A 14,210-nucleotide genomic window follows, 5' to 3' on the forward strand; every position below is an offset into this window, starting at 1 on the left:
TTTTGGATACGATTCGATAAGCTAAAGCATACCGATCTATCTACTTTCTACATAGAATGTATGATCTAAAGCAGAATCCTTATTGCCCTTCTTCGTTATTTGCTTTTTTGGTGATACCACATTTTCTGCGAACAATTCTTTCGGAGAGCGCTGCGGCATTTCTAGCCTGACTCTCAGAGGAGCGACCGTCTTTAATGATTTCGTCATATACTGTTTTATTCTCCATAAGACCACGAAGAACACAAACAAAACCAGGACTGTCCTTACCTTTATAACGACTCTTTTTCTTAGGTTTTGTAACCAATTCGCCGAATAAACGACCTTTTAATACTTTATCTTGATTCACCGCTACTACAAATTCATATAGTAAATTTTCCTCATCTGAATCCATATCATTTACTTTATCCAAGACATTGGAATACTCATCATTGGTAAAATTAAAATATTGATAGAAATCAAAATAAGTGCCTTGATCTTCTTCCTGTTCTTCACCATCTTCTGAGTACTCATCACTTTGTGTTTCTTCTTCCTCGTAGTACTCTTCTTCGCTTTCCTGACTCACTCCTTTAATTACAGATAATAATAATATTACAAAAATGGATAACCTCTTCATCTGGCTCTATAGTTTTAAATTATTTGGGTATTATAAACGTCTGGAAATGTCCTTTTGTTATCTGTCTTCCTTATTTTTACACTTTTTGCTACTTGCATAATTAAGGATTTTATTTTTGTTTACTAAATTCATGGCACACTTTTTGGAAACTTCAAATTAAAATAGTTATTTTAAAGCAGTTTTTAAGATAACTTTAATACTAAATTTATATTTATTCCGTTTTGGAATACGTGAAATCAAATACGCAGTTTTGATACTAAATTTATAACACCCAAATATTATGAAAAAATTATTTCTACTTTTACTTATGGTAGGCGCAGGATTTTCCAGTCAAGCACAAGAAAACTGGGAAGATCTTCCTAAAATTTTTGAGCAAGTATATAGTCTTGCTACGGATCTAAATGTACAAACCGATAAAGTAACCGCACAAGGAAGTATCATCTCTATAGTAACTGGTAAAGGTACTATTTCTGTTGAACAAAAATTAGACCCTAAAAAAGCAAAAGAACTAAAACATTATCAATATACACTCCTAACTTCTAGTGGGAAATCTATTTTATTGGATAAAATGAATTCTGAACGTGTAATTGAAACTTTTCAGTCAAAACTTCTGAAACTAAAAGAAGAACTAAGAGTGAATCAAGATGCAGATGTAGAAAAAATTCTTGGAGATTTATTTAACTAAAATCCCTAATTACGCATAAAAAAAGCGGTCAATTGACCGCTTTTTTTATGCGCTATCCTTATTGCTATATATCATATATCATTCAATAATTTAGTAATCTCATCTAACTTAGGTGTTAGAATTACTTCTATCCTTCTATTTTTAGCCTTACCAGCAGATGTTTCGTTAGATGCTACTGGTGAATGTTCTCCTCTACCAGCAGCCGTAAGATTTTCGGCTTCTATTTGCTGATTTTCTAATAATAAATTCACAATTGCTGTGGCTCTTTTGGTAGATAAATCCCAGTTTCCTTTTAACTGCCCATTACCTGTATAAGGTACGTTATCTGTATGACCTTCTATCAGCACAGCAATATCTAGATTTTCTCCTAAGACTGATGCTAATTGCTTAACCGCTTGTCTTCCTTGGGTTCCTACTGCCCAACTACCAGAGTCAAACAATAATTTGTTTTCCATAGAGATATATACTTTACCGTTACGTTCTTCTACCGTCAATCCTTTTCCTTCAAAGTTTCGTAAGGCTTTAGAAATAGCTGATTTTAAGGCTTGCATCTTGGCATCTTTGGCTGCAATCAAACCTTCTAACTCATCCACTCGTTTAGAACGACTCTCCAGATCTCTCTGTAATTTTTCCAGTCGATTTCTTTCTGCTGCCAATGTTCTTTCTTTTTCTTCTAACTGAGCAAGTAATTCTCTATTTCTTTTACTATTTGCATTAATAGCTTCAGCACTGTTCTTACCTAATGCATCATATGAATTTTTTAAATTTTCATAATTAGAAGATAATGCCTCATATTTTGATTTCAACTCATCTCTTTCTGTTCGGGTTTTTTCATATGCATCATTCAATTGATCCATCGCCAGCTTATCTGCTTCACTAGTTCTTTTTAGTGCATTATATGTATCTTTTAGTTTACGATTATCACGCTTTAATCGCGCATATTTGCCTTCTAATTCTTTATGTACTTTAGAAGAAACACAAGAAGTGGCAAATGCTGCTATGAATATTAATATTGCAATTCTTTTTATCATATTTTTTGTTTTTTATTTCAGTCTTAGCTTATAAAAGACTACATAAGTATCATAATAACACTTCGACAAGATCAGTGTGACAATTTTGAATTTTTTCTGTTTTTATACACTTTACCCCAGCACAAGCTAGAATCCGTGTATTACATCTTTAATTCTACCATTATCGGGCAATGATCACTATGTTTTGCCTCTGATAAGATAACAGCTCTTTCTAATTTATCTTGTAATGGTTTCGCGACCATACCATAGTCTAAACGCCAGCCTTTATTATTCGCTCTGGAGTTTGCTCTGTAACTCCACCAAGAATAATTATGCGGTTCTTTATTAAAATGTCTAAAAGAGTCTATAAACCCGCTCTCAATAAAGTTACCGATCCATTCTCTTTCTACTGGTAAAAATCCTGATACATTTTTGTTACGTACTGGATCATGAATATCAATAGCCTGATGACAAATGTTATAATCCCCAAGAATGATCAGATTAGGATGAGATTTTTTCAATTCATTAATATATTCCTGAAAATCATCCATAAACTTTAGTTTATGTTCTACACGTTCTATATTAGATCCGCTAGGCAGATATAGACTCATGATAGAAACTCCATTAATATCTACTCTTAGGTTTCTTCCTTCGTGATCCATATAATCGATTCCTGTACCGTACGCTATATGGTCAGGTTCTGTTTTGGATAAAACAGCTACTCCGCTATAACCTTTTTTCTGAGCACTATACCAGTAGTTATATGTATATCCTGCTGCTGCAAATACCTCTAAATCTAGTTGTTCTTTATTGGCTTTGATTTCCTGTAAACAGATTACATCAGGATCTGCTTGTATCAACCAATCTATAAATCCTTTTTTTAATGCTGCTCGAATTCCGTTTACGTTGTATGATATTATTTTCATATGCCCTTTTTAGTCTATTGATTTAATTATTGATCCTTCTTCTATACCAAAACAAACTTAATAAGATCATTGCTAAAATACCAGCTCCAATTAACCAATATAAATAATTATCATTACTAAACTGAATTGGAGTAGCATCGCCTACTAAATAAAAACCTCCCCAATAAAATGGATGGGTCCGATTTAAGTTTGCACTACTTAAGTATTGTATTTTTGCTTGTTGCAAAGCTTTTGCTTTATTCATTCCTTCTTTTAGATTGGTATAGAAATATTTCATCAACTCAGGAGTAGTTTGGTCTGATACTTCCCAACTACTTAACAACAAGCTTTTTGTTCCTGCATACTGAAACGCTGTACCTAAACTCATGATTCCTTCTCCTTTGGCAATTTTACCTGTTCCTGTATTACAAGCACTTAACACTGTTAATTCTGCAGGAATATCTAATGCAAATAACTCGTGGCTATATAGCAGATTATCTTCGATAGTATCTTTACTCTTAGTAAAAAAGAGTTTAGAATTCTCAGGACGTTCATTGTCTACTTCACCGTGTAAAGCAAGGTGCAAAATATTATAGTAGCTTGCGTTTTTCTTAAAATTAGATTCTACAGCTTCTGATCCATAATAGTATTGCCCATCAATGATATCCGCAATAGCTTGTATCTCTTTGCGAGTTCCTGGCAGATCATCTCCCGTATCTCTAAGTGTTGCCAAACTCATTGTTTTAGTATCCATCACATTAGTACTATCCGAAAAAGAGAATGCCAAACATTCTTCTTGTTTTTTAGATGCATCGAATGCGTTTTTATCTTCTGCAAATAACAAGGTTGCCGAGTTTGCATATGAAATCGTATATTCTTTTAAAAGGTATGGTAATTCTTTTGGGTTGTTAGAATCATCTTCTTGACTCAATAGCAAATCAAAATTAAGATGCCATAAGGGTCCATCTGGGACTATAATTAATTCACTGCCTACCAATTGATTTTTTATGGGTGCTATTAAGAGTTCATACAATTGGTACGCCTCTCTTTTATAAGATTTTGTGTTTTTATTCGTAATTGTCGCTCTTAGTTTTTCTATTTGCACAGTAAGCTCTGGAGTTGCCAGCTCTTTTACTTCAATCTTATTTTTTGAAATTGTAAAAGCGTAGGTTATACTATCTGTAGTAAAAAATTCCAACAACGTGGTTTTCTCTTGCAGTTTCTGTTGAATTTCAGCTACAGAAATCACTTCATTTTGATACTTTAACTCATAATACTTAGGATAATTTTTTTCTAAGACTTCAGTTAAGGAATCCTGTCTTCTTGAGATATCGAATAATTTATTCTCATAATTAGAAAGTTTTGTAGAATCTATTTCTTTATTAGAAAGAGTTTCATTTACCTTAGATTGATAAAAGGCTTTATCGATTCTTAGCTCTTTTTCTAAACGAATAAGATTAGCCGATAATCCTGAAAAGTTTTTTGCATTTGCAGAATTCAACAAATCTTTAAGTGTATTGGATTTGCTTTTTTCTGTATAGTAAAAGGCCTTTTCAAAAGAATTCTGATTTTGATCAAAAAAAGAAATATGTGTTTCAATTGCTCCTTTATAAATGTCTTTAGCTTTTTTGGCAAAAGTTATTTTATCATTATGATTATTCAGAGTCTGTCTACCGTAACTAATAGCAACATCAGCTTTTTGATATGTCGTAGCAGATTTTATTAAAAAATCAACCTTATTATTCTCTTTATATTTAGACCTCTCCACATTTCCTTTTCCTGCTAGAGTTAATAATAATACTTCAAGATCTAAATAATTACTCGGATTAAACTTTTGTTTATTATCCGATACTTCTAGCGGAATCGAATTTGCAATTAAAGCAGCATCATAATTTAATATTGCTTTATCTAATCTTTCAGTTTCCGCATAAACATTCGCTACATTATTAAAAGAATTGGCAACATAATGACTATTACTCCCTATGTAATTTTCAAAAATAACTAAAGCACTTTTATGACTATTAAGTGCTTTTTCAAAATCTTCCTTTTTCTGATAAACGTACCCTAAATTTTCTAAAGTGGCGGCTATATGTGGATTATCTTTGTTAAAAATTTGTCTTCTTATACTCAAAGATTTTTGACAATAATCAAGAGCTTTGTCATACTCTTCCATTCTATTATACAATAGACCAATATTATTAAACAAAAGAGAATTAACATCTTTATCATTAGATCCATTTGCTAAGCTTAAAGCTTTTCTGTAATATTTTAATGCAATCGAATAATCCCCTTTCTCTTTAAAAACACCTCCTAAATTACTATAAAAAATAGCAAGTCTAATTGTCTTGACCTTTGGAGAATTTTCTAATATGGAAAGTGATTTTTTATAATAGGTACTTGCTTTGTCATACTTACCTAACCTTAAATACATTAGTACCAAGTCATTATAATGATATCCAACCTCAATATGATTCAACCCTTGAATATCAATCATCATCGTTAAACCTTTATTTTGATACATTAATCCTTTTTCGTAATCACCTTTATCAGCGTAAATTCTGCTAAGATTCGTATATGTGTCCACTTTTGCAAAAGAATTTCCTCCTCCTAAATTTTCATACATTGTATCAGCAATTAAAAGAAATTTCAGGGCTTCTTTTAAATTACCTCTCTCTAAGTCTGTTATCCCAATACGGCTATATAGTCTGGCAATATTCTCATTATTCTTTCCAAATATTTTTGTTTTAATTTCCAGCGCTTTTTTAAAATTTTCAATAGTGGTATCATATAGTACTGTATTGTAATAATGGTAATTCCCTATTCTTTCATAAGCGTTTGCTTCTTCTTTATTATCTTTCGTAAGGTATTTATTACTAATCTCTAATGCCTTTTTAGAGTTTGACATTGCATCATCATCATTAGCATTAAGCCAATGATTCTCTGCAATCCCATTATAACACCCAGCAACTCGATCCCAAGCCTTGACTTGTTCATAAATAGGTAATGCCTTTTTAAAGAACTCAATAGATTCATCATATTTTTTATCCGTCAACAAAGAATCTGCCTTCTTAAAATATTGAGTGGCAATGATGGTATCATTTGCAGTATTGGTTTGAGAAAAACTAAGGTTGATACAAAACAAGAATAAGACGAGGGTTTTTGAGAAGTTCATGTGGGTACGTTTTAAAAGCTGATAGCTAAGATATTTTAAAAAATTAGATAACTCCTTCTAAAACATCTTGTTTTCGATACATTTTTACTACCGTATAAACACCCCAACTCAGGTTATTTTATTTACCATCCAAAATCTCAATTGTTTTTTTCGGTTTTTTTGTTCGGATTCTAATCCTTTCGTATTTCCAGATCTCATTTTTTCTACTTGCTACAATGTCCATTTTCCCTTTTTGTTTTGATCCTAAGACACGAACCGTTATGAATGCCTTACTATTATCCTCGCTATAATGAACCTCTCCTTCTAACACTTCAAAAAAACCAATTGGTTTCAATGTTCCTAATGCCTCAATTACTCGCTTATCTTCATTCACGATATCAAACGCATTATCATACACAGATCGATCGATTATTGCTTTAGTAAAATCACCTATCGGCTTTCCTAAAAACATGATTACAGTTATAAAAAAACCAATCATCAGAACACAAATTGTTAACACCCAATTTCGATTTTTTTTCCACCAACTTTTTTCTTGCTTCAATTGATCCATAAACTTTTATTAAATAACTCCATACTTATAAAACTAAATATTATTTTTAGCGTTATACCTAGTATAAAAACCTTTCCAATCAATACTTGTTGCATAAATCATAGTAATTTAAGGGGTTTGCACTGCCTCTGTAAATGAAAAACTTTAGTTTTGTATCGATGCGCATTTTTACGGTTTTAGGTTTTTTATTATTATTCTGCACCAATACTTTACTTGGACAAGATACTTCTGGAAATTTTAGAAGTAAAAAAGTACGTGTTACTGATACCATCCGTATCGATTCTGTAGGCATCAACTCCTTTAATTTTAAATTACTGTCAAAACAAGGAAAACAAATAGACAGTGCCTTATACAAAGTTAATTTTGAGAATGCTTCTGTTATTCTATCGCCTGATATATGTTCTCAAAATGATTCTATAACCATACAATACTATCGCTATCCAAATTTTTTAACCAAAAAATATTTTGAGTTCGACCCTTCTATTATTGTGGAAGAAAGTAGTGAGTTGCAAAAACTATATAGCCTTTCTGAGACTAACAACAAGAAGGCTTTTACTCCCTTCGATGGCCTTACTACTAACGGAAGTATTTCTAGAGGAGTTACTGTAGGTAGTAATCAAAATACAGTATTGAACTCTGAACTAGATCTTCAAATCTCTGGTAAAATAAGTGACAATATATCATTACGAGCATCGATACAGGATGCTAATGTACCAGTACAGCAAAGTGGATATTCACAGAATTTGGATGAATTTGACCAAGTTTTTATTGAATTGTATAGCAAAAATTGGAATATCAGAGCTGGTGATGTACAGTTGCAGAATACCACAAGCTATTTTAATCGATTTACCAAAAATGTACAAGGAATCTCTATCAATGGAACACTAAATCATCCAGAATCCAAAACAGACTTGTTTGCTGCTGGCGCCTTAGTACGAGGAGTTTTTACTCGAAGTCAATTTACAGGTCAAGAAGGAAATCAAGGGCCCTATAAGCTTACAGGACCTAATGGAGAATTATTTATCCTAATTGTATCTGGTAGTGAACGTGTTTATGTAAATGGGTTGCTCCTAGAAAGAGGTGAAAACAAGGATTATATTATTGACTATAACGCAGGAGAAGTACGCTTTAATCCAACATATCCTATAACATCTGATATGAGGATTTCTATCGAGTACCAAACTACAGAACGTAATTATTCTAGAATTATAGTATATGGCGGAGCAAATCACACTAGCGAAAAATTAAACATTGGCGCCTTTGTATATTCAGAGAATGATGCCAAAAATCAATCTTTACAACAAAACCTAAGTGATCCACAAAAAGAAATTCTATCTAATGCTGGTGATGATCCTACCCAAATGATATCTCCATCTGCAGTACCAGATGTATTTAGTGAAAACAAAATTTTATACCGAAGAGATGTTATTGACGGTCAGGAAGTGTTCGTGTTTTCTAATAATCCAGAGGATGAATTATTCAATGTTCGTTTCTCATTAGTAGGAGATAATCAAGGTGATTATATTGTAAGTGATGTAACCACAATCAGTCGGATTTTTGAATATGTAGCTCCGATCAGTGGAATCTCTCAAGGAAATTATGCTCCAGTCATTCAACTTCAAGCTCCAACCAAATTGCAAACTGCTGTAGTGCAAGGTTCATATATTCCTAATGAAAAAACATCTATTGGATTCGAAATTTCGGGAAGTAAAAATGATCTCAATCTTTTTTCTGATCTTGATGATGATGATAATGATGGCGTTGCAGGGCGATTACAACTAAAACAACGTATTTTTTCTAAAGACAGTAGTTGGACCATGAATGCATTTGCCAATGGCGATTATGTTCAGGAAGAATTTAAGAGTATTGAAAGAATCTATAATGTAGAATTTAATAGGGATTGGAATATTAACAACCCGCTTGGAGATCAACAATTTTTCACTTCTGGCGTGGAAATACTTCATCCCAAAAAAGGATTTACACGATATTCATTTCAACATTTAAATTTTTCTGAAAACTACAACGGAAACAGGCATATTCTGCACAGTGATTTAAGCCTTAATAAACTTGGTATCTCTTTATATTCAAGTTTATTAAATAGTAAAAATGCCGAATTAGATTCTAGATTCTTCAGAATATATAGTACTCTAACTTACAGTTTTCCTAAAAACTGGATTGGTGGTAAGATCGCAGCAGAAGAGAATAAAGAAATTAACCTAAGCGATCAAACATTTACGCTCAATACACAACGATTTACATCCTATGAAGTATATAGTGGTGTAGGAGATAGTACAAAAATTTACGCAGAAATCGGATATAGACACCGAATCAATGATAGTGTACGTAATAATCTATTAAATAAAGTAAGTACTTCTAATACTTATTTTCTAAAATCTAATTTACTAAATACTCCTAAAACACAATTATCCTTATTTGTGAATTACCGAACCCTAAATAATGAAGATCAAAACCGTGAAAACGAGCAGTCTTTAAATTCTCGATTATTATATAATCAACGATTCTTAGGTGGTAAAATCAACTGGAATACTGTTTTCGAAACCAATAGCGGAACATTACCTCAACAGGAGTTTACTTATGTGCAAGTAGATCCAGGACAAGGAACGTATACCTGGAATGATTACAACAATAATGGAGTTCAGGAACTGGAAGAATTTGAAATTGCTCAATTTACGGATGAAGCGATTTATTTAAGAGTATTATTACCAAACCAACTTTTTGTAAAAACACACCAAAATCGATTGAGCCAAATCATTACCTTAAACCTTCTTTCATGGTCAGGATCAGAAAACAAAGTAAAAAAAATACTCTCTCATTTTTATAATCAAACCTCTTATCTTGTAGATAGAAAAAATCTGCGTGACGATAATTCTTTTGACATTAATCCTTTTAGCAAAAATGAGAACGAATTAGCGTTGAATTTAAGTTTTAGAAACTCATTGTTTTTCAACAGAGGAAAGCAAAGATATACGACCTCATATACTTTTTTGTCTACTAAAAATACAAGCTTGCAGGTGACAGGTCTTCAAGAAAATATTATAAAAAGTCATCAATTGGCATTTACACATAAAATGGCTAAAACGTGGCTTGTAGATTTTAAAAACGAGCTCATAGAAACTGAAAGCATTTCCGAAAACTTCACGAATAGAAATTATAGGTTAGAAGGTTTTAAAATAGAACCTAAACTGTCTTATTTATTATCTCCCCAAACACAATTCAGTATTTTTTATCTTTTAAATGATCAGGAGAATACTTCGGGAGAAGAAGCCCTAGCGCAACAAAAATTAGGAGTTTCTTTTTCTTACGCTAACAAACAACAAGTATCAATAACAGGAGAATTTAATTATTTTAATAACGATTTTACTGGAAACGCTTTTTCTCCAGTAGGTTATCAGTTACTTAATGGGTTACAACCTGGAGATAATTATACTTGGTCGGTTTTAGGACAAAAAAAATTGACTAAATACCTAGATCTTAATGTTTCGTATTTAGGTCGAAAAAGTGAAACTGCTAATACCATACATACAGGAAGTATTCAACTTAGAGCATATTTTTAATAAGTCTATCGGACTATTGCTTATCTTTAGAGAACACAAATAAAACAATATGAAAAGGCTTCTAAAAATATCTTGTTTAGTAATTATTTTTGTTCTTGGTAGTTGTATTACAGCCAAAGGAACAGATGATAAAGCGGTAAATGACACTAAAAATGATTCTCAATCTATAAGTTCAGAAAAAATGCAAAAAGATGGTTTTATTAAAGGAACACTTACAACTAACAAATCTTCTGATTGCCCCTACATTCTAACTGTAGAAAAGTATACTGATAAACTGGATCCAATAAACATTCAAGATTTTTTCAAAAACAATATCCCAGAAAAAGTATGGGTAAAATACAGTAGTCTAAGAATGAATAGTAGATGTAATGACGCAAGACCTGTATCTATTACAGAAATCAGTGCTCGCACAGATTAATTTACAGAAAACTTAACTGATTTCCCTGTTTTGTTACTACCTAATCGAACAAAATAAATCCCAGTACTCACATAAGACATATCCAGCAGGTATGAGAATCTACTGTTTGCATCTTTCTCTACAAGATTAGAAACGATCGTTTTTCCTGTAATAGTAAATACACTTAATCTAAGGACATCATCCGCATTAGAATCACTCATGGTAATCAAAAACTGATCATTAGGTTGACTAATTACAATTAAATCCGAATTAGGATCGGTATTCTCTCCAATTTCAACAGTATAGTCATGGGTTGTACCAAACTGCATAGATTCACAAGGTTCATTAAGTGCTGCACCATTATTTGTATTCGTATCTCCTGCTCTAATTCTCAATAAATGAGTGCCAAGCGGAGCTTCATTATCTAAAGAAAAAAGAAAAGTTTGATCTACATTTTCTAAAGCAACCACCTGATTACTAATGATTAACTCTTCATCTTCAAAAACAGCATTATCATTATAATCTATCCATAATGATAATTGCTCAGCATCACCTTCTGCAAATCCAACCTGAACTGTTAATGCATATACACCTATCGATCTATCAAGGTTAATCACTAAATCCGTAAAATCCTCATAACCATCATTACATTGAATATTTGGATTAGAGATATTAGACAACTCAAAAGAAGATATTCCATCTCCAAACCTTTCACAGTCAGAAGTTGGTGAACATAATCGATGTTCTATTACTCTTGTTATAACATCATTGCTGGTATCTTCATCATTTGTTAATGCAGTACCTATTTGAAAATTATATGCTTGAAATTCTGACAGATCTGCTGTTACGGTAAATGTATACTCAGCAGATTCTCCAACATCAATTGTTCCAGTAAAAACCTCATTAATTGCAGCTCCTCCATCCAAAGTATAAAAAACAGGAATATTACTTTGAGGTAACCCTCCATAATTTCGAATCGTAATTGTAATATTTTCTGTAGAAGAAAGCCCACCACCAGATACTGGAGAAACAAGACTACTCACTCCCACATTATTAGGTAATAAATTAATAACCTCTCTGGTTGCACAATCGTTTTCTGGCATAGCATCCCCAATCAGATTGGTTTCTGCGGTTATAAAAGAACTATTCCCACTAGTTAAGTCAGCTGTAGTATTAAAGGTAAAAGATGCCGTTTGTCCAGCTGCAATGGATCCTGTAAATATTTCATTCACTGCAACACCTCCATTAATAGTATAACTTACTGGAATATTACTTTGTGTTGTAGATCCAAAATTCTGAATGGTAACTGTAATTACTTCTGAAGTAGTAAAAGTTGCATCATTTGGTGTGTCTATACTAACGATACCAACATCATTAGCTACATCTTCTGCTATCTTAAATACTCCTACAATATTTCTGGCATTATTTCCAGTATTTTCGAAATACTCTGCAATATGCCAGAATGTTTGATCATCAACTGGATCTACAGTTATCTGTGCATAATCACCATATCGGTTTTGAGTAGTTCTATCCACATCAGTACCAATGATAATGGTTTCTTCAGCAAAAGTCATGGTTCCTAAGGGGTCGTTTGCTAATCGACCTGTATATCGTATCGAAGCAAAACTATCCGCACTTGCGCCATCAGCTATGGTTCCCATAGTCGTATATCCCATACCTATGTTCCCAAAAATGTCCATAGCCATACTACCACACCAAGCACTTTTGCCATCTGGAGATGTATAAGTTCCTTCTTGAAAAACTGTCCATGGTTGATCGTCTCCATTCTGTCTTAACTCATACCATCTAATACCTGAGACATCATCTGTATCTGGTCGATCGTCTATATCTACAGGAAAATTAAGTACCACAGAATTATAGTTACAAAACCTTCTGTAATTAGTAGCATACATTACAGCTCCTTGCAGCACATCAATATCTTGTCCATCAGTTCCTGGTTGAGGAAGGTTAGCAAATGATCCACCATCAAAAGTAGAATCAAAAGGTGTTATACTTCCATTACTTACAGTTAATTCTTCTGCTTCTGTAATTGTAGACTGTGCTGGGTTTATCCAATCCACACTTATAGTCCACAGTTTTAAAGCATCTTCATTAACATCTTGCCAACCATCATCTTGAAAATAAACAATCTTTGCATTCCCTTCGGGAGGAAGCGTACTTCCGATTGCATTAAAAGAAGCAGGACTATAGAATCCACCTATTCTGGCTCCAGGAAGCGGAAAACCTATCATTTGTGCAGTATCAACTCCAGCTAAAATTTGTTCTCTATCAATAACATATACTACTTCACTGGTCATTTGTTGCCCTTGATCTTTATTAGCAGTAACGTAATACCCATCAGACCAAATTGAAAATTTCGTATAATCTGGAAAACTACCCGTATTAAAACGATATGTAAACCACCCATCATTCACTGGATCTGGTCCTTGAGAAACAGCAACCAAAAAACCATTAGGAGTCTCACTAAACTGAGTTATTACAAATCTATCTGCAAAATTATCATAGAATACTATTGGATCTCCTAAAGATTCTCCTGGAAAAATATTTGTCAAGGAATTAGACGGAACTAAAACATTTCCGTTTCTATCATGAATTGCAAATGCAGAGTTTTTTGCACTTATATAATGATTAGGCCCTATTGCTCCTGTTGGATCACTTGGAGCTCCTGGACTAGAATTAGCTTCAAATACCAATGAAGGTAATTTACTAGCTCTAGAAAGACCCATATTCTTTTGTTTTTCGATTAACTGATCTGGTCCTTTGGGTAATCCTTTACCTGGTACAATTTTATTAGCATCCGTTCTCTTAGGATTAACCTCTCCAACCCTAGCTTGTTCTGGAACTAGTTTTTTACCCATTAACGGGGCAACTTCTTTCATCTGACTTGAAGTCGTAATTAAAGTTGCGGTCATGGTTTTTTTCTCCTGAGAAAAACCAATCGCATAGAAAAACAAGAAAGAAAAGAAAACAACCCTTTTCAATAGCATATGAGAATTTTTAAGGCGAGAATTATCTCGATTTTTGGTCTAAAATACAATTAAACTTCAAAATATGGTAAAAACAAAACACTTAATCTATAATCACTTTATAAAACAACAGGCATTTCCTACAAGTAATGATTAGCATTTATTATTTATAAACGATTTCAAAACAACTATAATATTTCTTCTCATAAAATTATTTTTATGTAGGGTTTTATGGATCTAACTTGTTTTATATAAAACAAGTTTACTAATGTACTTACATAGTAAAACTAAAACACTTTTGACTATTTATTAGGAA

9 protein-coding genes are annotated in these 14,210 nt (G+C 32.6%); 3 read left to right on the forward strand and 6 right to left on the reverse strand.

The window, feature by feature from the left end; genetic code table 11:
• Positions 1-79 precede the first annotated feature (79 nt).
• Positions 80-613, reverse strand: a complete 534-nt coding sequence (locus QBK95_RS10915; RefSeq protein ID WP_280933582.1) for a hypothetical protein — start codon at positions 611-613, stop codon at positions 80-82.
• A gap of 280 nt (positions 614-893) precedes the next feature.
• Between QBK95_RS10915 and QBK95_RS10920 the strand changes: the two genes are divergently transcribed.
• A complete protein-coding gene (locus QBK95_RS10920; protein WP_280933584.1) occupies positions 894-1,298 on the forward strand; it encodes a hypothetical protein in 405 nt (134 codons plus the stop codon).
• 71 nt (positions 1,299-1,369) lie between these two features.
• Here the strand turns inward: QBK95_RS10920 and QBK95_RS10925 are convergent, their stop codons facing one another.
• The 4 genes from QBK95_RS10925 to QBK95_RS10940 all read right to left on the reverse strand — a co-directional run bounded on the left by QBK95_RS10925 (position 1,370) and on the right by QBK95_RS10940 (position 6,935).
• Positions 1,370-2,329, reverse strand: a complete 960-nt coding sequence (locus QBK95_RS10925; protein WP_280933586.1) for an OmpA/MotB family protein — start codon at positions 2,327-2,329, stop codon at positions 1,370-1,372.
• A 140-nt stretch (positions 2,330-2,469) separates the two neighbouring features.
• Positions 2,470-3,234, reverse strand: coding sequence for an exodeoxyribonuclease III (locus QBK95_RS10930; RefSeq protein ID WP_280933588.1), 765 nt, complete (start codon positions 3,232-3,234; stop codon positions 2,470-2,472).
• Positions 3,235-3,256: 22 nt separating this feature from the next.
• Positions 3,257-6,385 (reverse strand): CHAT domain-containing protein, encoded by a 3,129-nt coding sequence (locus QBK95_RS10935; RefSeq protein WP_280933590.1) that lies wholly within the window; start codon positions 6,383-6,385, stop codon positions 3,257-3,259.
• A 118-nt stretch (positions 6,386-6,503) separates the two neighbouring features.
• On the reverse strand, positions 6,504-6,935 hold the full coding sequence (locus QBK95_RS10940; protein ID WP_280933592.1) for a cytochrome c oxidase assembly factor Coa1 family protein: 432 nt from the start codon (positions 6,933-6,935) through the stop codon (positions 6,504-6,506).
• Positions 6,936-7,093: 158 nt separating this feature from the next.
• Here QBK95_RS10940 and QBK95_RS10945 point away from each other — a divergent pair, with 158 nt between their 5' ends.
• Together QBK95_RS10945 and QBK95_RS10950 are read left to right on the forward strand one after the other, a co-directional pair.
• The gene (locus QBK95_RS10945; protein ID WP_280933594.1) at positions 7,094-10,510 is read left to right on the forward strand and encodes a DUF8818 domain-containing protein; all 3,417 of its coding nucleotides are present in this window, start codon (positions 7,094-7,096) and stop codon (positions 10,508-10,510) included.
• Positions 10,511-10,559: 49 nt separating this feature from the next.
• Entirely contained in the window at positions 10,560-10,928 is a 369-nt protein-coding gene (locus QBK95_RS10950; protein ID WP_280933597.1) for a hypothetical protein, read from the forward strand.
• Here QBK95_RS10950 and QBK95_RS10955 read toward each other — a convergent pair.
• Complete coding sequence (locus tag QBK95_RS10955) at positions 10,925-13,915, reverse strand: GEVED domain-containing protein (RefSeq protein ID WP_280933599.1); 2,991 nt, start codon at positions 13,913-13,915, stop codon at positions 10,925-10,927. The genes QBK95_RS10950 and QBK95_RS10955 overlap by 4 nt on opposite strands.
• Positions 13,916-14,210: the final 295 nt, after the last annotated feature.

This window comes from Aquimarina mycalae, from assembly GCF_029906345.1.
In the GTDB taxonomy this organism is placed as follows: domain Bacteria; phylum Bacteroidota; class Bacteroidia; order Flavobacteriales; family Flavobacteriaceae; genus Aquimarina.